20 protein-coding genes are annotated in these 19,533 nt (G+C 31.9%); 4 read left to right on the forward strand and 16 right to left on the reverse strand.

All coding sequences use genetic code 11. The features are described 5' to 3' along the window. Positions 1-52: 52 nt before the first annotated feature. From M9Q43_RS09730 to M9Q43_RS09770, 9 genes are all read right to left on the reverse strand, one after another. Positions 53-184 (reverse strand): hypothetical protein, encoded by a 132-nt coding sequence (locus tag M9Q43_RS09730; protein WP_255471468.1) that lies wholly within the window; start codon positions 182-184, stop codon positions 53-55. An 11-nt stretch (positions 185-195) separates the two neighbouring features. Continuing rightward, positions 196-1,656, reverse strand: a complete 1,461-nt coding sequence (locus M9Q43_RS09735; RefSeq protein ID WP_262318737.1) for an NAD(P)/FAD-dependent oxidoreductase — start codon at positions 1,654-1,656, stop codon at positions 196-198. A 111-nt stretch (positions 1,657-1,767) separates the two neighbouring features. Further along, complete coding sequence (gene cydB, locus M9Q43_RS09740) at positions 1,768-2,805, reverse strand: cytochrome d ubiquinol oxidase subunit II (protein ID WP_262318738.1); 1,038 nt, start codon at positions 2,803-2,805, stop codon at positions 1,768-1,770. An 11-nt stretch (positions 2,806-2,816) separates the two neighbouring features. Next, positions 2,817-4,166: a cytochrome ubiquinol oxidase subunit I gene (locus M9Q43_RS09745; protein ID WP_262318739.1), complete on the reverse strand. Its 1,350-nt coding sequence runs from the start codon at positions 4,164-4,166 to the stop codon at positions 2,817-2,819. A 151-nt stretch (positions 4,167-4,317) separates the two neighbouring features. Further along, complete coding sequence (locus M9Q43_RS09750; RefSeq protein ID WP_262318740.1) at positions 4,318-4,524, reverse strand: hypothetical protein; 207 nt, start codon at positions 4,522-4,524, stop codon at positions 4,318-4,320. Between the two features lie 108 nt (positions 4,525-4,632). Further along, positions 4,633-6,234 carry a FixH family protein gene (locus M9Q43_RS09755; protein WP_262318741.1) on the reverse strand — a complete coding sequence of 534 codons (1,602 nt, stop codon included), beginning with the start codon at positions 6,232-6,234 and terminating at the stop codon, positions 4,633-4,635. Between the two features lie 63 nt (positions 6,235-6,297). Then, complete coding sequence (locus M9Q43_RS09760; protein WP_262318742.1) at positions 6,298-6,618, reverse strand: hypothetical protein; 321 nt, start codon at positions 6,616-6,618, stop codon at positions 6,298-6,300. A gap of 20 nt (positions 6,619-6,638) precedes the next feature. After that, positions 6,639-6,941, reverse strand: coding sequence for a thioredoxin family protein (locus M9Q43_RS09765; RefSeq protein WP_262318743.1), 303 nt, complete (start codon positions 6,939-6,941; stop codon positions 6,639-6,641). Between the two features lie 2 nt (positions 6,942-6,943). Then, positions 6,944-7,135, reverse strand: a complete 192-nt coding sequence (locus M9Q43_RS09770; protein WP_262318744.1) for a hypothetical protein — start codon at positions 7,133-7,135, stop codon at positions 6,944-6,946. 122 nt (positions 7,136-7,257) lie between these two features. On the opposite strand from M9Q43_RS09770, the gene M9Q43_RS09775 reads away from it, so the two are divergent. The 3 genes from M9Q43_RS09775 to M9Q43_RS09785 are packed head-to-tail and all read left to right on the forward strand — an operon-like array spanning position 7,258 to position 10,573. Continuing rightward, on the forward strand, positions 7,258-7,668 hold the full coding sequence (locus M9Q43_RS09775; protein ID WP_262318745.1) for a hypothetical protein: 411 nt from the start codon (positions 7,258-7,260) through the stop codon (positions 7,666-7,668). A gap of 29 nt (positions 7,669-7,697) precedes the next feature. Continuing rightward, complete coding sequence (locus M9Q43_RS09780; RefSeq protein ID WP_262318746.1) at positions 7,698-9,800, forward strand: TonB-dependent receptor; 2,103 nt, start codon at positions 7,698-7,700, stop codon at positions 9,798-9,800. 17 nt (positions 9,801-9,817) lie between these two features. Further along, positions 9,818-10,573, forward strand: a complete 756-nt coding sequence (locus M9Q43_RS09785) for a hypothetical protein (protein WP_262318747.1) — start codon at positions 9,818-9,820, stop codon at positions 10,571-10,573. A gap of 77 nt (positions 10,574-10,650) precedes the next feature. Here the strand turns inward: M9Q43_RS09785 and M9Q43_RS09790 are convergent, their stop codons facing one another. The 3 genes from M9Q43_RS09790 to M9Q43_RS09800 are packed head-to-tail and all read right to left on the reverse strand — an operon-like array spanning position 10,651 to position 12,218. Beyond that, complete coding sequence (locus tag M9Q43_RS09790) at positions 10,651-10,854, reverse strand: DUF6132 family protein (RefSeq protein WP_262318748.1); 204 nt, start codon at positions 10,852-10,854, stop codon at positions 10,651-10,653. A gap of 1 nt (position 10,855) precedes the next feature. Further along, on the reverse strand, positions 10,856-11,236 hold the full coding sequence (locus tag M9Q43_RS09795) for a rhodanese-like domain-containing protein (protein ID WP_262318749.1): 381 nt from the start codon (positions 11,234-11,236) through the stop codon (positions 10,856-10,858). A 1-nt stretch (position 11,237) separates the two neighbouring features. After that, on the reverse strand, positions 11,238-12,218 hold the full coding sequence (locus M9Q43_RS09800) for a DUF3365 domain-containing protein (RefSeq protein ID WP_262318750.1): 981 nt from the start codon (positions 12,216-12,218) through the stop codon (positions 11,238-11,240). Between the two features lie 225 nt (positions 12,219-12,443). On the opposite strand from M9Q43_RS09800, the gene M9Q43_RS09805 reads away from it, so the two are divergent. Then, positions 12,444-13,145: a peroxiredoxin gene (locus tag M9Q43_RS09805; RefSeq protein ID WP_262318751.1), complete on the forward strand. Its 702-nt coding sequence runs from the start codon at positions 12,444-12,446 to the stop codon at positions 13,143-13,145. A 61-nt stretch (positions 13,146-13,206) separates the two neighbouring features. Here M9Q43_RS09805 and M9Q43_RS09810 read toward each other — a convergent pair whose 3' ends face one another. The 4 genes from M9Q43_RS09810 to argS form a co-directional block, all read right to left on the reverse strand. Beyond that, positions 13,207-14,721 (reverse strand): MBOAT family O-acyltransferase, encoded by a 1,515-nt coding sequence (locus tag M9Q43_RS09810; RefSeq protein WP_262318752.1) that lies wholly within the window; start codon positions 14,719-14,721, stop codon positions 13,207-13,209. A 2-nt stretch (positions 14,722-14,723) separates the two neighbouring features. After that, on the reverse strand, positions 14,724-16,151 hold the full coding sequence (locus M9Q43_RS09815; RefSeq protein WP_262318753.1) for a GDSL-type esterase/lipase family protein: 1,428 nt from the start codon (positions 16,149-16,151) through the stop codon (positions 14,724-14,726). Beyond that, positions 16,141-17,586, reverse strand: coding sequence for an SGNH/GDSL hydrolase family protein (locus M9Q43_RS09820; protein WP_262318754.1), 1,446 nt, complete (start codon positions 17,584-17,586; stop codon positions 16,141-16,143). The genes M9Q43_RS09815 and M9Q43_RS09820 overlap by 11 nt, the downstream gene beginning before the upstream one ends. Before the next feature lie 113 nt (positions 17,587-17,699). Beyond that, positions 17,700-19,478 carry an arginine--tRNA ligase gene (gene argS / locus M9Q43_RS09825; protein ID WP_262318755.1) on the reverse strand — a complete coding sequence of 593 codons (1,779 nt, stop codon included), beginning with the start codon at positions 19,476-19,478 and terminating at the stop codon, positions 17,700-17,702. Positions 19,479-19,533 lie beyond the last annotated feature (55 nt).

The following is a 19,533-nucleotide window of genomic DNA, read 5'->3' on the forward strand; positions in this document are numbered from 1 at the left end:
TCTTTTACTAACCAATAAAACTAAAAACAATCATCATCTTCAAAAATGATTATTACTTTCTTGTTCCTCCATGTCCACCTGCCACAATTTTTAAAATTCTAATGTTTAAATAAAAGAATTTGAATAATTGAATCAATGGATTTTGCATTTTGGAACGCTGTGCGTTTGATATTCTTTGTGTCATAATTTTAAAATTTATTCAGGAATTAACCACCAAAAAGGTTTCATTTTTGCTTTGTAAAGAAAAGCGTAGTGTAATGCTAATTTCACCCAGTGACCCGCTAAACCAATATCTCCAAAGGTTTTTTTGATGTCTCTACCACCAGTATTTGGGTATTTTTTATAATCGGGAACAATTGGATATGTTGTAATACTTACACCGCTTCCTTGTGTCATCCCATAACCTGCAGATGCAATACAAGCTGCTCCCATATTCCCCATAGAACCTTTGTGATGCAAGGATTCTTTTCCTGATTTAATGGAATCAATAATATTATCTGCAACTAATTTTGCTGTAATTCCAGAAGGCATTCCAGTTCTTGGTGGCGATGGAAAAATTTCGGTTCCGTTTTTACTTTTTCGTGGTTTTGAAATGGTATGAGGTGGAGCGAAAGCAATTCCGGGAGCGAAAATATTTTTATAACTCGGATTTTGATAGGTTTCTGGCCAATCTTGAACCGTCCATTCTTCATAAGGTCTTGGTGTATAATCGGCATCCACTACCATAAAGCCTCTGAATAATTTTTCGGTAATATTTTGCCCGTCTTTGTCATACGCTTGAAAACCATGTCCTGAAAAAGCGGGAATTAACATCCCAAAATCGAAGGTTTCTGTTTTATATTCGCCTTCTAAATTTTCATAATGTACTAATCCATCTTCCACTTTAGTAACTCCTGCTCCTAAAATCCATTTGATGTCACGATCTTCAAAAATCATTTCCACCATATCTTTAGATTTCATATTGAAACCGTTGTATTCCATCAACATACCGTCCATTCCAAAATCACCTAATTCGTATTCATTCGAAATCCAAGTAATTTCAGCTTTATCACGAACGCCAAACTTTTGCAATTCTTTTTCTACATTCAAAATATATTCAAATGCAGCACCTTGACAAGTCGCTTTTGCATGACCCGTTCCAATTAAAATTTTAGCTTTTTTATCCGACTTTTTTAGTTGGTCTATTAGTTTGTGAAGTGCCTCCGATGCATGTTCAGCATGATCATAGGTACAAACCGAATATACCTTATTAGTTGCAGGTTGTAAGCCTTCGGTCATATCAAAAGCAAGTTTTGGACCTGTAGCATTGATTAAATAATCATAGGTTACTTTTTCTTGTTTACCCAAGTTATCACCAAAAACACCTTCTACTAAAATATAAGGTTTTGCTTCTGAACTATCGCCTTCTGGATGAAAGGATACGGCTTTGGCTTGTTTGTATCCAATTCCTTTCCTTTTATATAATGGTTCTAAAGGAAAAATTACTTCCTTTGATTTCATTCTTCCAATTCCTACCCAAATATTGGATGGCACCCATTGGTAATTTCTGTTAGGAGAAACCACTAAAACTTCGTGCTCTTTGGATAGCTTTCTTCTTAAATGAGCGGCTGCGGTATGACCCGAAATTCCAGCTCCTAAAACAACTATTTTCGACATTTTGATTAGTTTAATAAGTCAAAATTAGTTGTTATGTATTTGTACTACAGCAACATTTGTTACATAAAAAAAACGCCTCGATATTTTCAAGGCGTTCTTAATAAATATTTATTAATAGCTGGTATCATCAAGTTTTACCTTTCCATTGAATGTTTTATAAAGAAATAAAAAGTAAGCCGCTAATAACGGAGCACCAATTAAAACGATGGTTAACATAATTCCTAAAGATTTTTGCGAAGATGCTGCATTATAAATTGTAATACTATATTTTGGATCAATGGTAGAAATTAATAAAGTGGGATATAACTGAAACGCCACTAACATTAATAAAAAAGCCATAGTTAATGAAGAAAAAACTAATGCTTGAAAGTATTTCTTTTTAGAAACCAATCTAGGTACATTGGCAACAGCCAAAAATGATAAAATAGGAATTATAAAAAATAGTGGATTATTTCTAAAATTATCAGTTACACCTGGAATAAAAACTAACGTATATAATGACGTAATTGAAAAACTAACAATGAAAAAAATCATTCCTTTTTTTAACAAAAATGTTAATCGAGTATGCAATTTTCCTTCGGTTTTTAATAAAAGAAAAATAGCGCCTTGTGTCATAAAAATAGAAAGTGTTGTTAAGCCAACCATAATAGCATATGGGCTAAGAAATGAAAAGAAAATACCACCTTTGTAGCTATAATTTTCTCCTAATTCAAATCCTTGCAGTACATTTCCTAAAACTACTCCTAACAAAAAAGCGATTAAAATATTAGATAATGAATAAATAATATCCCATGTTTTTCGCCACCACAACATGGTTTCTGCACTTCTAAATTTTATAGCCGATGAACGTAAAACCAATAACATTAAGAACAACATAAACGGAATATACATAGCTGAAAGCATTGTCGCATACATTACAGGAAAACCCGCAAATAAAGCTCCTCCGCCAATAATTAACCAAACTTGATTGGCATCCCAAAGTGGTCCAATTGCATTAATAGCAATTCGACGGCTTTCATCTTTTCTAAAAAACAAATGCCATGCTCCTGCTCCATAATCAAATCCTTCTAAGATGGCATAACCTGAAAATAATAGTCCCACTACTAAATACCAAAGTGTTGGATAATCGATGCCTAAAAATGTTTCCATACTTTACTAATTTAAATAGTTTCTAATTGATTTTGAGCTTCATCTTCATAAGGACCGTGTTTGATTTTTTTATTTAAAGAATACAAAAACAAGAGAAATAGTAGCGAATAAACAACTAAAAACAAAATCAATGAAAATACAATTTGATTGGCCGAAACTTCTTGTGAAAAACCTTCACTTGTTCTCAAATGTCCGTAAACTATCCAAGGTTGACGTCCCATTTCGGCAGCAAACCAACCTGCTTGATTAGCAATTTGAGGCAATAAAACAGAGAAAGAAAAAATCCATAAAATCCATTTGGTTTCAAATAATTTTCCTTTCCACCATAGAAAACAAGCGTAAAAAGATAGTACAATTAAAAACATTCCAATAGATATCATGATGTGATAAAATTGAAAAACTGCATTTACTTGACTGGGTTGATCTTCTTTAGGAAAAGCATTCAATCCCGTAATTGGCTCATTAAAATCTTGATGAACTAAAAATGATAATCCTCCGGGAACACCTAAACCAGTAACTTCTTGTTTTTCATTATCCACCCAACCTAAAAGATATAAATCTGCAGGTGCCGATTTTTCATAATGTCCTTCCATAGCAGCCAATTTTGCTGGCTGATTTACTGCAACTCCATCTGCTGATCTATGACCCGAAATCAATTGTGTAAACGAAACTACTGTGGCTACCACTAAAGCTATTTTAAATGCTCTTTTGGATAATTCTACATATTTTCCTTTTCGAATATAATAAGCATGAACACTCAAAACCATGAAAGCTCCTGCTAAAAATGCACCTTGCCAAACATGAATAATTCGGTCCACACTTGATGGATTAAAAACCATAGCCCAAAAATCGGTTACTTCGGCTCTGGCATTGAAACCTTCTCCAACAATATGATATCCTGCTGGAGTTTGTTGCCAACTATTTGCTACAACAATCCAAACTGCAGAAAACATAGAACCTAAGAAAACACCAATGGTAGAAATAAAATGCACTCGAGGTGAAACTCTATTCCAACCAAAAATTAATATTCCTAAAAACGTACTTTCTAATCCGAAAGCAAACAATCCTTCTGCTGCCAATGCACTCCCGAAAATATCACCAACATAACGCGAATAAACTGCCCAATTGGTACCAAATTCAAATTCCATTATAATTCCAGTTGCCACTCCAATTCCGAAAGTAATAGCAAATATTTTCAACCAAAAACGGGTTAAAACTTCATACTCTTTTTTGCCCGTTTTTAAATACAATCCTTCCATAATTACCATAATCAAACCTATTCCTATACTCAAAGGCGGATAGATATAATGAAAAGCAATGGTGAACGCAAACTGAATTCGAGCTAATATTTCGACATCCATAACAATATTTTTTTTAGAAAGACAAAACTATATGATGTAAAAGAATTTAAAGGTAACGCTTGTTACACAAACAAAAAATTAACTTTTGTTAATTAACATCAAAAAAAACGCCCCGAAAAATCGAGGCGTTTTGAATTTATTTTGAATAAAATTATTCAGCTTTTTTAGTAGCAGCTTTTTTAGATGAACAACATCCACCTGATTTTGCTTCAGTACCACAAGATTTTTTATCTTCAGTTGAGCAAGATTTTTCAGTTTTTGCTTTCTCTTTTTTAGCTTTTTGTTTTGGCTCTTGAGCGTTAACATTCATTGATAACATAAAAGCGGCAACAGCCATGATAGAAACTAATTTTTTCATTGTATTTATTTTTAAATTGTTATTTAATCTTTTTTCTGTGTGAATTGCACTATGACAAATATATATAATTTTGTAAATAGTACTCTTAATTTTTTATTATTTTAACAGTTATTGCTTTTTTATTACTTTTTCAGATACATAAAACTTATCATCGAATACAAAAGTAATAATTACAAATTCAGTATTTGCTGAAGAAATATCAAAATTCATGCCGCTTTTACCTGCACGAATTCCTTCGATATCACCTTCTTCAACAACTTTTCCATCTAATGTAGAAATCATGTAATTTACAGAAGTTTCATAAGGCATCGTAAATTCTACTCGAATGGTATCTGAAGTTGTAGGATTTGGTGAAACTACAACTGAAAAAGGATTTCTACCATCGATTTGTTGTACATTTAATGGTGTATTTTTTACCAATTTTACTTCATAAACCGTTGGATCAGCAGTAGTCAATCCGGTTTGATTGTCAGTAAATGCTGAAGGTGAAGTACTTTGAATTCCACCAAATAAATGTCCGATTACGAATTCATTCGCTGTAATATTCGACAATTGTATTACTTCATTTGAATAATGAGGTAACATTTTATTCGGAATAAATTCGGCTCCAGCTCCTTTTAAATTTGGCATTTCCACAGGCAATTGGTATTCATACAAATCACCTGTTGCTGTTCGAGTAGTTCTACTAATTGTTTTCACAAACGGAACCGTATTATCTTGAATTAAATTTCCAGCTTGATAATAATACTGACTCATGCCTCCAAAAAACAAATTGTGCATTTGGTTTAAAGTAGCATCATATAAACAAGCTTTTCCGCTGTGATAATTGCTCAAATATTGATTGAATTGGGTTTGTGGAAAATAGCCTGATGCTTTGATGTCAACTGGATATAAAAACGGCAAATCAACTGCAATTTGAAATACGCCAGATGAAATCGTATAACCTAACTCACCATCAGGAAATACTTGAGGCAATAAATTATAATCGCGACGGTGCAAATGAACAGCATCTGAAATTACTTCATAATTGGCAAAACTTAAGGTTGTTCCCGAGTTATCAATCGTGAATTTTCGGATAGCATTCGAATACGTTTGGGTAAACGTTGGGTTGTTCATTGGGTTATATCTTCCATCAAAACGATGTCCACCCACTAAATAAAACGTGGAACCAATTTTTGCTAATTGACCTCCAGTAATAGCGAAATTAGCATTTGAAATTTGTTTGAAATAGGATGTTATTGGCGTTCCTGCAATGATAGCATTTATCAAATTAGGCACATCAACCGAAGTTAAATTATCAAATGTTTTATGGTCTGCAGCCGAAGTGGCATAAGCGTAACCTCCAATAATGAACAAAGCATCACCATCTTGATAAAAGTTCATATTGGTCGATTGTAATTGCTCTTTCACTCCTGTTGGAAGTGAATTCACTGAAGCCGACCATGATTGTTGAGTTGCAATATCTACCACATACATATCCGTATTATTTTGCGCTCCTGGAAAAGCATTAAAAGGCTGACGTGCATGAACACCATCTTTTCTTCCGCCAATAATAAGCCATTTTCCGTTGTGTTGCGCAAAAGCATAGGAATGCAATCCTGGTAAGCCTGAAACTGAAACTGGAGTTAAAACTACATCATAATCAAATGTAGTTTGTGCTATTGATGACTGCAAAAAAGTCAATAATAACACGATGAAATATTTTTTCATTGTATAAAATTATAAGTTGAGTTCCTTTCAAAAAAGGAACCGTAAATAAACTTTTTAAATTTCTTAAATGAAAAATTTTGGCGGATGCCAGATAGAGTATTGGTATTTTGGGATGAAAATCTTTTCGTAGTTTGATTTTTCCTTTTCGGTATAAAAGTCGGGAATTAAAATGATTTCTTTAAGCGAAATTTCAGCGACAAATTGCGTTGGACTAAAGTTCAAATTCATGATTACTTTACCTTTTTCGCAACCCGAATTTGATGCCTCAGCATTATGACAAGTATTTTGACATTCTTGACTCACAAACATTTTCATAGCTCTAACTGACGGCAAAGTAGTAAGTGCCATCAGGTAAACAAAAAGTATGTAAGTAATCATTTTCATTTTCACAAAGTTACAAAAAATTATTGCGAATGGTCTAGAACATTTTTTATTATTTCTTCTTTTGATAAAACTGCTTTAGTTTGCCAAACTATTTGCCCTTCAAAAAATAAAACCAACATTGGTAAAGTTGTAATTTGATATTTTTCAGCAAGATTTGGCGCTTCATTTACATCTAAATTATAAACTAAAACTCTATTTCCTATTGCATTTTTAACTTGTTGTAATGTTGGTGTCATCATTTGACATGGATTACACTCGTTTGTTTTAAAATTTATTAAAACTGCTTCATTTGAGTTGATACTATTTTGAATAGCTTTTTCCATATTTATTTTGTTTTAGGAATTTGACAACCTTGTGCACCACAACCTGTATCAAAAACGGCTTGAATTAAAAAAAATGTGGCAAAAAGCAAGAAAAAATATTGATTTGTAGCAATAGCATGATAGGCAATTCCGACAGAGAAAATCAATCTTATCCATCTCATTAGATGCCAATTGGTGAATAACAACTTCTTCATTGATGATTTATTTTTAAGTAAAATTATTAGTATTTCTGCAATTCACTGTAACAAATATTACAAACTATGTAAAATACATGATTTAATTTTGATGAAAATAATGGAGTTTATATTCAATTCATTTGAAAACAACTATCAAATATTACATTACTACATTACTGATATTATCAATGTTTTCTCAATCATTGAAGTTTTCTTATTTGGTTTATGAATACACTACAAACAACAAAGCATTTACAGAAAAATATTGTAAAAATATCGATAAACCTGCGCTAAAATGTAATGGTAAATGTCATTTAAAAAACGAATTAGCAAAAACTTCAGAAACCAACAAACCTGTTAATTCCGAACAAAAACAAAACACTAATTATCAAGCTGAAATTTTATTTTTTGAAGCAGTTACATTGTATCAATTTCCTTCGGATTTTTGTTTTTTAAATAAAATTATTAATTCTAATTATGCGAATTTGTATTGCGACTTATTTACAAATTCGTCTTTTCATCCTCCACAAAACATACTGTTTATAGCTTAATTACAAATTAATTTAAACAGTAAAATAAAATGAAAAAAATAGTCATTATCGGATTACTATGGTCTTCTGCTATGTTGTATTCCCAAGAAAATAATGATCCAGAAGTAATAAAAGATTCTTTAAAAATAACCTATTTAGATGAAATAATTTTAATTGAAAATCCTTTAAAAAACATTTCTCATTCAGTTATTGCGATTGATGAAGCTAAAAAAAATAGTCAACCCAGAACTGCTACTGATTTATTTAAAGATATTCCAGGTTTTAGTATCCAAAAACGAAGTGCTATTGCTTCTGAACCATCTTTGCGAGCCTTCAAATATGAACAAATGAACATCAAATATGATGCTGGAGGAAAATACGTGCACGCTTGTCCGAATAGAATGGATCCAATCACAGCACATATAATCCCAGAAGAAGTTCGTAAAATTGAAGTCATTAAAGGTCCTTTCACAACACGTTATGGACAAACTTTTGGAGGAATTGTAAACATTGTGACAACACCTGAAATTCATACAGATAATGGATTATTTGGCGAAATACAAAGCGGATTTGAAACAAATGGAAACAATAGTGCTTCGAGAGCTGAATTACAATATGTAAAAAATAAATTCAACCTTACAGTAAATGGCGAATATAGAGAATATGGTGATTACAAAGACGGAAATGGAGTTGAAACACCATCTGGGTTTATAACCAAAAGCTATTCGGCAAAAGCTGGTTACAACTTTACAGATAACCAAACGATTAGGTTGGATTGGAGACAAAAGTTTGGCGACCAAATTATTCATACAGGTTTGCCCATGGATTCTCCTTTTGATGATAGTTATAGCTTAGGATTGGATTATAAATGGAAATCTGTTTCTGAAAACATCAAGAATATTTCATTCAAATCCTATTACACATTTGTAGATCATTTAATGACCAATGGTTTTGATTTAGATGACCCAAGACCAAATTATCCCGCTACTGATGCACGAACACCTGTAACTTCAAATTCCTATGGAGGAAGATTCGAAATCGAACACCAACCAAACGAAAAATTGAATGTGTTTTATGGTTTCGACTTAGACAATATTTACAGAGAAGGGAAAAAATCGGTTACAGCAAATATTAATCCTAACACAGGCGAACCTTTTGCTATTCCAACAACCACTATTGCAGAAGTTTGGCAAGACGCCACTACTACAGATTTTGGAGCTTTTACCGAAATTAATTACTTAATCAATTCAAATTTAGCAATAACAGCTGGAGTAAGAATGGATTATGTATCCGCAAAAATTGAAAGTCTTGATCCTGGTTTTTTAGCCATTTATGGAAATGTTTCTGACAAAACAGATGTTACTTTTGCAGGTCATGCAGGCTTAAAATTCAATAAAAAAGGTTGGAATTCTCAACTCTCATTTGGTCGAGGTGTTAGAACAGCATCAATGTTAGAACGCTATATTTATCGTTTTGAAATTGGTTCAGATTCGCGTCAATACATAGGAAATCCTGATTTAAAACCAGAAGTTAATTACCAAACCGAATGGTCTATTTCAAAAAAAATGAAGCAATTTACTATTGGGACAAGTGCTTTCTTTTCGTATATGGATAATTATATTACGGGCGTTTTAAGCCCCTCGTTAACAGGCGGAACCTCTTGTGGTGGAGCCGCACCAATGGCACCAAAACAATTTTTAAATGTAAACGCGTATCAATATGGCTTTGAAGCTTTTGTAAATTGGAAAATAATAGAAAATTTAAGTTTTAATACAAATATTTCTTATACCAAAGCTCGAAATTTATCATTAAAAGAACCATTAGCTCAGGTATTTCCAATGGCAATTCGAAACGAATTAAAGTTTGAAAAAACAAAATATTGGTTGAGTTTACGCACTGAAATTGTAGCAGATCAAAATGATTTTGCTCCAAGTTTTGCAGAAACAGCAACACCAGGTTATGAAGTTTTTGATTTCAGAATTGGATACAAACCTTTAAAAAACGTAACATTAGGAGGAACTATTTTAAATATTTTTGATGAAGGATATTATTCACATTTGAGTTTTTCATTCAAAAATGCAGACCTAAATAATGGATATAGAATCCATGAACCCGGCAGAAACTTTAGCTTTTTTGCCAAGTATAATTTTTAACACATAATTTAAATAAAATGAAAAATAGAATTAAATTTTTAGCAATCGCTTTATTAGCAACAATATTTTCAACATTCACTTCATGTGACGACGATAATTCGGTATTACCTGTAGAAACCCACGAAGACGCTTATGGCGATGTAATTTTAAAAAAATTGGATATGATGGGAACTATCAAATATATTCCAATTTTTATGGCAGGAGGAAATACAGTTAATGCTTCAGGTTGTATTGTTACTGATCCTAATGGAACAGAATTTCCAATAAACGAGTTTTGGGCTGGACCAGGAAGTTTAACAGGAAAAGGAGTTGCAACTACTACTAAGCCTACAATGGGAACTTACTCGTTTAAATTGAAATTTGCCGATGGTTATGAAAAAACCGTTACTGATGAATTAACTGATGTAGAAACCAGTTTAGCCTTGCCAATAGTAGTAACCAGAATTCCGGCAACTGTAACAGAACCAGAAAAAATAAAATTAGATTGGACTGCCGTTCCAAACACTGATTTAATCTGTATTAAACTTACAGAATTGGATATTGAAGGTACAAAACCTCTTTTCAAAATGGCAAAATTAGATGCTAGTTTAACAACATACACAATTAGTTTAGATGGTGGAACTGGATGGTTAAGACCTACAACCGATTTAACAACTGGAACAGAATATTACATCACTGTAGCTGCTAAAAAAGTTGAAACTGGAAAAGTAGTAGATGGAGCAAGTAAAGATTTTGCACATAGTGCTTGTTCTAAAGTTAAGATTGTTTACTAATTTAGATTTTAATAAATCGCAAAAAACCTCAAGTTTAACTACTTGAGGTTTTTTTATAATACTATCCTAAAAACTATTTATTTTTCTTTCTTTTTAGGTGATGTTGCAAATAAATTAAATAATAATCCGCCCATTAAACCACCATATAAAGTACTATTTAATGGTTTTGAAGTAATAGCACATGTGCCAGATGCACAACCAACCTGCTGATAATATATATACCCTGCAATAAGCCCAACGACTACTCCAAGTCCTGTAATAATAAATGCTTTTTTATTCATATTAATGACAATGAGAATCTCTACAACATGTATGTGAAGGAATATGAGAAACATCTCCTTTAGTTGGAAATCCTTTTTGCACCCATTTTTCTAGACCTTTTTTCATATTGATGTAATTAGTATAACCATGATATTGTAAAAAACTAACTACTCTTCTACTCCGTTCACCAGTTGTGCAAACTACAATTACTTTTTCGTCTTTTGGAAGTTCGTGAATTCGGTCTTCTAAACAACTCATTGGAATATGCAATATTCTTGGCACATCTAAAGATAATTGTTCTACTTCAGAAACTTCTCTAATATCTAAAAGTAAATAACCTCTTTGAATTAATTCTTGTGTACTTGTTGGACAAACTTCTTTTATTTTTATTGTATTTTCCATACTATTTTTTATCAAAAGTAATACTCCAAATACCACGAACTTCGCTTTCATTATAACCAATAGCTAAATCCTTTGGATATAATTTCATAATTTGCTTTGAAACTTCTGGTTTAATTTGTTTTCCATGACACTGCAAACACATAGTGTTGGTTTCAATTGGATAATAAAATTGGACTTTATTTCCTTTTTCTATTACAACGGGTTTTATTTCTTTTTTGGCAGCTAACTCTTTTTTGAATTGAGCAATATATTGCAATTCTTCAGTATTCGCTTTATTATTTGGGTTTCTATTTTTATCAGATACACGTTTTATAGAAGCGTTAAATTTAATTGACATACTGTCTGTTAAAGGTATAGCTTGAATGTTACAAAAGGATAGAGCCTCTAGAGTTCCTTTTTTTTGAACAGACTCCATCAAATTTTTACCTAATATTTTTTTAGTTCCCAAAGCATATTCTAAACCAATATCTGCATAGGTTTTCTCTTTTTTTGGTTCCACATACTTTTTACCTGATTGTATCCAATTTTCATTGCCATGACCTTCCCAATGTGCTTTAAACCATTTCGGTTCTTCGATTTGGTAATCAAACATAAAATCGGCAATTTTTTCAATACTTCCTTCTGGAAAAGCTTGTTTTGGCATAACACCATGTTTTCTTACGGCTCCATACATAAGTGCTTTATCTTCTGTTGGATTGGCAACAAATGCTGTAACATGTTTTACAAACTCTTCTTTATTGTAACCTTCTTTGTCGATATATCTTGCTTTAATAGCAACCATTGGTGGCGCAATTCTTCCTTCATTTTCAGCAGCATTTGGACTATGACACAAATAACAATGTGTTTCCATAAGTTTTTTGCCTTCATGAATTTCATTTTGAAGTGAAGTTGGATTTGCATCTTGAATTTCTTTATACTCTTTTTTATCTTTTTGGCAACTCACAAAACCAAATAAAACAATTGCTACTACTAAATATTTCATATTACTCTATTTATTATTCAAAAGTAAAGCATACTTAATAATAAAGATGTAACGATTGTTACAAATCTATTTACTCTATCTATAATAAAATAGATTTTATTTATTTTTATATAATATACAATAATATTTTGTTATACAAAGAAACTGTTGTTACTTTTTCAACATTTTTTTTGACTGAAATTTGTACCATCAAAAATTAATAATAACATTTTAAAAATAGAAAAAATGGAAAATCAAGTATTTATGCCAAGAATTGGCGAACAAGCACCAGAATTTACTGCAATTACAACACAAGGAACTATCAACTTTCCAAAAGATTATGAAGGAAAATGGGTTATCTTTTTTAGTCATCCAGCCGATTTTACTCCAGTTTGTACTTCTGAATTTATGACCTTCGCAAGCATGGAAAATCAATTTAAAGAAGCTAATTGTGAATTATTAGGATTATCAGTTGATGGATTATATAGCCATATTGCATGGTTAAGAACCATTAAAGAAAAAATCGAATACAAAGGAATGAAAGACATCGAAGTTAAATTTCCTTTAATCGAAGACATTACAATGGAAGTTTCTAAAAAATACGGAATGATTATGGAAGGAGAAAGCAATACAAAAGCTGTGAGAGCCGTATTCTTTGTAGATCCAAAAGGAACTATTAGAACTATTCTATATTACCCATTAAGTATTGGAAGAAATTTTGACGAAATTTACAGAGCCTTAATTGCTTTACAAACAGCTGATGCTTTTGAAGTAGCTTGTCCAGCTGATTGGAGACCTGGAGACGATGTTATTGTGCCAACCGCAGGTTCTTGTGGTGTTGCAAAAGAAAGAATGGAAAACGATGAAACTTTAGACTGTAAAGATTGGTTTTTCTGTACTAAAAAATTAGATAAAGATTTAGTATTAAATACAATTTTGAAAAAATAATATTCAATTTAGGTATGAGTATTTTAGTCTGAAAAACATCTCCGTTTTTCAGACTATTTTTTTAAAACTGAAAATAAATAAAAGGTTGCGCACCTGCAGAAGCCGTAGCATAAACCACCCAATAAATCAATCCTAATAGAATCGCTTTTACCAATAATGGAATTGAACTAAACGATTTTTGCATAAAAGCAATTCCTTTTACAGGAATAAAATGCCAAATTACTCCAATAGCAATCAATAAAAAGACGTTTTTATAACCTAAAATTATGGTTTGCCATTGATTAAAATCGAAGGTTAATTTTCCAATATTTTGAATCACTTGAAAGGCAGTTTCAAAATCTTTTGCTCTAAAAAATAACCAACAAAAAACCACAAAATGGAACGTTAAAACCACTTGAATGGTTCTGATGAATATGTTTTTTGGTAATTTAATAAACTGTCCAAAAAATTTCTCAACTACTAACGCTAATCCATGTAAAACACCCCAAACTACAAATTTCCAAGAAGCACCATGCCATAATCCACCCAACAACATCGTCATAAACAAATTGAAATAGGTTCTGATTTTTCCTTTACGATTTCCACCCATTGAAATGTACAAATAATCGCGTAACCAAGTGGAAAGTGAAATATGCCATCTTCTCCAAAATTCAGTAATAGAACCTGATTGATAAGGTGTTCTAAAATTATCAGGCAACCAAAATCCCATCAATAAAGCCAATCCAATTGCAATATCAGAATACCCTGAAAAATCACAATAAATCTGAATTGCATAGCCATAAGAAGCCATCAAATTTTCGAAAGCGGTGTAACTATTTGGTGCATCAAAAACACGATCCACAAAATTGGTCGAAATGTAATCTGAAATGACTGCTTTTTTGATTAATCCACCAATAATTAAGAACAAAGCACGATTGAAATCTTCTTTAGTTAACTTTAATTTCTCATAAATTTGAGGAATAAAATCACTTGCTCTTACAATTGGTCCAGCTACTAATTGCGGGAAAAATGAAACGAAAAACAAGAAATCCATAAAGCTTTTCGTTGGTTCTAATTCGCGTCGATAAACATCAATAGTATAACTTAATGTTTGAAAAGTATAGAATGAAATTCCAACGGGAAGAATAATATCTTCGAACTTCATTGTACCATCAAAAAGCGTATTGAAATTATCAATCAAGAAGTTGGTATACTTAAAATAAGCCAACATTCCTAAGTTAATCAACAAACTCAGAATCATATAAAACTTACGATAACCTTGCTTCGTTTCCTCAAAAATTAATCGAGATAAAGCATAGTCTACAACCGATGAAAAAATCAGCAACCAAAAATAAATTCCGCTACATTTATAATAGAAAAATAACGAAAACAACACTACATAAGTAATTCGAAAATAGTGTGTTTTTCGCGATAAAATATAAATAGCATAAAAAATTAAAAACAAACCTAAAAACAAAGCACTATTAAATAAAAGCGGTTGTTTTGGATTGTAAGTAAACCAATTTTTAAGCGTTTCTAAATCAACAATTCCAACTGTTTCAAGAAACCAATTTTGTAAACTAAAAAGTGCGCTCACTGCTATTTTGTTGATTTGAATAATTCATATGATTGTACAAAAGCCTCAAAAAATAATTCGGCTTGTTTTTCATAACCTGCCTTAGAATAATGTACTTTATCTCTTGCCATATATCCTTTGGCTGCGTTTCTGTAAATAGCTTTATTTCCACCTAAAATGTATAATAAATCCCACACAGCATATTGTTTTTCTATTGATTTTTCTTTGATTTTAGCCGAATAATCCTCGATAAAAGTATTGGTATATTTTCTATGCAAAATGGATGGTGGCGATGTCATTACTAACACTGCAGTTTGCGGATTCTTCTCTTTAATTGAAACAATCATCTTATCCAGATGTTCATAATATTGCTCACCCGATTGTTTGTCAAAACTTTCATTGGTTCCTAAAGAAATAATAACCAAATCAGGATTTAAAGCTGGCAATTGGTCATAAAATAGTGGAAATTTATTGTAATCCGAAGCTTTTGCTCCATTAACACCAATACAATGATAAACCACACCCGAATTATCGTTTTCTAAAACCAAACCGTTTAATGCAAATTCGTTTATTTGTTGATTGGGAACTAATGCAATTTTATCCAAAGGTTTTTCAGAACTATAATCGTTTGAAAATGGTGTCGATTGCAAATCTATCGGAATATATTCGGTTTTTGTAGTGGTTTTGGATTGTGTTCCTTTGGTTGGAATGGTTAAAATTTTTCCATCGCGAATCATATCACTTTTTAAACCGTTTGCCTTTTTTAATGCTTTTAAAGAAACATTATATCTATTGGCAATTCCACCTAAAACTTCACCTGGTTTTACTTTATGTGTGATTTTTTTTGGTACTTTTCGTTCAATAACAATGCTTTTATTAGACACTGAAACATCAAATAAATTTGCATTTTGAGGTGTAATTACTTTTAATTTTGTAAAATTAAATTGCGCATCTTTCACCATCAATTGAATAGCAAAATCAGCTAACTTTGTTTCCATTGAAAATCCGCTTAAACCAACAGGTTTTGAACTATCGGCATACAAATTTCTATAACTTTGAAAACTTCCAGAGGCACTGTATCTAATTGGCGCACTATTATTGGTTTTTGCTACGCTATACGGAAACGTAAATCCGAAACCACCATTTCCATAAACATTTTGAAATTGTGAACGAATTTTAGCTGTAAATAAATCGGCTTGAATGTGCGAATCGCCAATATGAACAATATTGATTTTTCCTTGTTTGGTTTGCTCTAATTGGTATAATTTTTCAAAAAAAGTTCTGATTGCTGTAGCGTTTTGAACATCGTTTCCGGAAAAAATAACTTCAATAGAATCAACCACAGGAACATCAAATGCAACTGAATCAATTGGGACCAACAAACTATCATTTTCTTGAGCATAACTAAAAAGAGAAAGCCCTAAAAGCAACATTAGAATTTTACTCTTCATTTACCGAATCGTTTTTAATTATAGCAGAATCTTTCTTGATTGGAGCAGCTGGTTTTTTCTTTTTTCGCAACGCTTTATAGGTTTCATATCCTTGATTTAATTGGGTAAAAATCAAATTCGCAGCTTCTTTTGCACCTCTGTGATTAAAATGTGTATAATCTTTATTGGCTTTTGAAGGAACTTCTTCCACCCATTTTACCATAGAACCATCACCACCCATTAATGTATACATATTTACAAAACTTGCTTCCGATTTAATGGCGTACTTTTTCTGTGCTCTGTTTAATGGAACAACAGCCGAATCGGTTTTCATCTCCAAGTCATATTTGGTAGATTTATCAGCAGTAGAAACGATCAAAATGGCTACACCAGGAAAACATTCCTTCAAATGATTAACCACTTTTGTCATTCTTTTTTCGTACCAAGTATAATCTAATGTTCCGTAATTCAATACATTAGCACCATATTGCAACACGATTAAATCGTAATCTAATTTGACATGAAAAGCACGCATCGTATTGATATCAAAACTTCCTAAAGGTAAACCTGAATTTCCTCGATTTGAGAAATTATCCACATGAACTCCTTTTCCATCATCAAAATTAAATCCGTAAATTGGGATTGAATCTGCTTTTTTGAAATTTACTTTTAAGTTTTTTAAACTTCCTTCCGATAATGTAAGTGTGTTTAACGTATTGTTTGGTGTCAATTTCTTAACGATTGTATCGCCAGCAACAAAAATGACCTTTCCTTCTTTGTTAGAAGAACTTCCGTAGAATAAGGTTGGTCGAGGTAACTCTGATGCAAATTTTGTTTTAGTTGCTTTGTATTTTACCCAAGCTACATTTGCTGTATCGTTTGCAAAAAATACGTGTCCATTCACTCCAAAAGCTCTTGACGGACGTTTAACTTTTAAATACGATTGTGTTTTCCAGTTTCCAGAAAATTCATGCGTAACTGAACTACGAGAACTTGCAGATTCTGATGTAATATTTACAAAACCAACTCCTTGACCTCCAAATTTTTCTTGTAAATAGGTTCTGAAATCTTTTACAATTAAATCGCCATCCGTCATTGAATCGCCAAAATAAGCGATACGAACATTACCTTCTTTCTTGGTTTCTAATTGAAAAAGCTTCTCGAAAAAAGTTACTAAATATTGATTCCCGGTATAATCTTCGAAGGTTTCTGTTGGAAATTTAACTCCGTTAGTAATTTTATAATCAATGGTTATATTTGTAAGCGTATCTTCAGATTTTAAATCGCCATCTTCTGCAATTGCTTCTAGTAACAAACTATCCACAACAATATTTTTTGAAGAAGCAATGTCTTCAGAAAACAACTTTTTAGGCAAAAAAGTTTTAAATGCCAAAAATGACAGCGTTGAAACTACAACTACTGCTAATGACTGAAAAAAATATTTTGATGTATTCACTTAATTTTATCTCTTATAACTGATTTACTATTTCAAAATTCGTTGTTCCAAGTTCGTTGTTCGATATTTAAACAAAGAATATTCAACATGGAATTTTGAATGTTGAAATGTTTTTACATTCGCTCAGGAACTTCAATTCCTAATAACTGAAATGCATTTTTTATCGTGTTTCCAACTGATTTTGACAATTGTACTCGAAACACTTTTTTATCGTGATTTTCTTCTCCTAAAATCGAAACTTGTTGATAGAACGAGTTGAATTCTTTTACCAAATCATATGTATAATTCGCAATTAAAGCTGGACTATGATTCTCTGCCGCATTTTGAATTACTTCAGGAAATAATTGCACTTGCTTGATTAATTCTTTCTCTTTTTCGTGTAATTCTAATCCCGAAATCGAAATTGAAGTATCAAAATCAGCTTTTCTTAAAATCGATTGAATACGAGCGTAAGTATATTGAATAAATGGTCCTGTATTTCCAGCAAAATCAACTGATTCTTCTGGATTGAATAGCATTTGTTTTTTCGGATCCACCTTCAACATATAATATTTCAACGCACCTAAACCGATAGTTTTGAACAAAACCGCTTTTTCATCTTCAGAATAGCCATCTAATTTCCCTAACTCTTCCGAAATAGTTTGCGCTGTCGTAGTCATTTCTGCCATTAAATCATCTGCATCAACAACTGTTCCTTCACGAGATTTCATTTTTCCAGAAGGCAATTCCACCATTCCGTATGATAAGTGATATAAGCTATCAGCCCAATCAAATCCTAATTTTTTCAAGATTAAGAATAACACTTTGAAGTGATAATCTTGCTCATTTCCAACAGTGTAAACCATTCCTCCAACATCTGAAAAATCTTTCACACGTTGAATAGCCGTTCCAATATCTTGCGTCATGTAAACCGCAGTTCCATCTGAACGAAGCACGATTTTTCTATCTAAACCATCCGCCGTTAAATCAATCCAAACTGAACCATCTGGGTCTTTCTCGAAAATGCCTTTTTCTAAACCAAATTGCACTACTTCTTTTCCAAGTAAATACGTGTTGGATTCATAATAATAGCTATCAAAATTTACGCCAAGATTTTTATACGTTTGTTCAAATCCATCATACACCCATTGGTTCATGGTTTTCCAAAGATTAATAACTTCTGGTTTTCCATTTTCCCAATCTAAAAGCATTTGTTGCGCTTCTAAAATAGATGGTGCTAGTTTTTTTGCTTCGTCTTCGGTTTTACCTTGAGCGATTAATTCTGAAATTTCTTTTTTGTATTGTTTGTCGAATTCAACGTAGAAATTTCCAACCAATTTATCACCTTTCAATCCTGTTGATTCTGGCGTTTGTCCGTTTCCGAATTTCTGCCAAGCCAACATCGATTTACAGATATGAATTCCTCTATCGTTGATGATTTGAGTTTTATATACTTTTTTTCCAGAAGCTTTAATGATTTCAGCAACAGAATAACCCAATAAATTGTTTCTGATGTGACCTAAATGCAATGGTTTATTAGTATTTGGTGAAGAATATTCAACCATTACCGCTTTTTCACCTTCTTTTGGAGTTACAAAACCAAAGGTTTCGTTGTTTTTAATTGAATTGAAAAATTCTACATAAAAAGCATCCGAAATCACGATATTTAAAAATCCGCCTACGACATTGAACTTAGAAACTTCATTTACGTTCGCCACTAAGTAATTTCCAATCTGATTTCCGATTTCAACCGGATTGCCTTTTAGTGCTTTTACTAAAGGAAAAACTACCATAGTAATATCACCTTCAAACTCTTTCCTAGTAGCTTGAAATTCAACTTTTTCGATAGAAATATTGAACAATTCAAGAACCGCTTTTTGGATGTGTGTTGTTAATGTGTGATGTAATGTCATTTTACCTTGTTTTTTTGAACGTGCAAAGGTAATAAATAGTAATTAGTGATTAGTG

It is taken from the genome of Flavobacterium odoriferum (assembly GCF_025499515.1).
In the GTDB taxonomy this organism is placed as follows: Bacteria; Bacteroidota; Bacteroidia; order Flavobacteriales; family Flavobacteriaceae; genus Flavobacterium; species Flavobacterium odoriferum.

Coding starts and splice junctions, on each gene's coding strand:
- M9Q43_RS09790 (WP_262318748.1), bottom strand. CDS start 10,854: ATGAATAAAAAAGCATTTATTATTACAGGACTTGGAGTAGTCGTTGGG.
- M9Q43_RS09815 (WP_262318753.1), bottom strand. CDS start 16,151: ATGAAGAGTAAAATTCTAATGTTGCTTTTAGGGCTTTCTCTTTTTAGT.
- M9Q43_RS09785 (WP_262318747.1), top strand. CDS start 9,818: ATGAAAAATAGAATTAAATTTTTAGCAATCGCTTTATTAGCAACAATA.
- M9Q43_RS09755 (WP_262318741.1), bottom strand. CDS start 6,234: ATGAAAAAATATTTCATCGTGTTATTATTGACTTTTTTGCAGTCATCA.
- M9Q43_RS09795 (WP_262318749.1), bottom strand. CDS start 11,236: ATGGAAAATACAATAAAAATAAAAGAAGTTTGTCCAACAAGTACACAA.
- M9Q43_RS09765 (WP_262318743.1), bottom strand. CDS start 6,941: ATGGAAAAAGCTATTCAAAATAGTATCAACTCAAATGAAGCAGTTTTA.
- M9Q43_RS09750 (WP_262318740.1), bottom strand. CDS start 4,524: ATGAAAAAATTAGTTTCTATCATGGCTGTTGCCGCTTTTATGTTATCA.
- M9Q43_RS09805 (WP_262318751.1), top strand. CDS start 12,444: ATGGAAAATCAAGTATTTATGCCAAGAATTGGCGAACAAGCACCAGAA.
- M9Q43_RS09735 (WP_262318737.1), bottom strand. CDS start 1,656: ATGTCGAAAATAGTTGTTTTAGGAGCTGGAATTTCGGGTCATACCGCA.
- M9Q43_RS09780 (WP_262318746.1), top strand. CDS start 7,698: ATGAAAAAAATAGTCATTATCGGATTACTATGGTCTTCTGCTATGTTG.
- M9Q43_RS09800 (WP_262318750.1), bottom strand. CDS start 12,218: ATGAAATATTTAGTAGTAGCAATTGTTTTATTTGGTTTTGTGAGTTGC.
- cydB (WP_262318738.1), bottom strand. CDS start 2,805: ATGGAAACATTTTTAGGCATCGATTATCCAACACTTTGGTATTTAGTA.
- M9Q43_RS09745 (WP_262318739.1), bottom strand. CDS start 4,166: ATGGATGTCGAAATATTAGCTCGAATTCAGTTTGCGTTCACCATTGCT.
- argS (WP_262318755.1), bottom strand. CDS start 19,478: ATGACATTACATCACACATTAACAACACACATCCAAAAAGCGGTTCTT.
- M9Q43_RS09760 (WP_262318742.1), bottom strand. CDS start 6,618: ATGAAAATGATTACTTACATACTTTTTGTTTACCTGATGGCACTTACT.
- M9Q43_RS09770 (WP_262318744.1), bottom strand. CDS start 7,135: ATGAAGAAGTTGTTATTCACCAATTGGCATCTAATGAGATGGATAAGA.
- M9Q43_RS09730 (WP_255471468.1), bottom strand. CDS start 184: ATGACACAAAGAATATCAAACGCACAGCGTTCCAAAATGCAAAATCCA.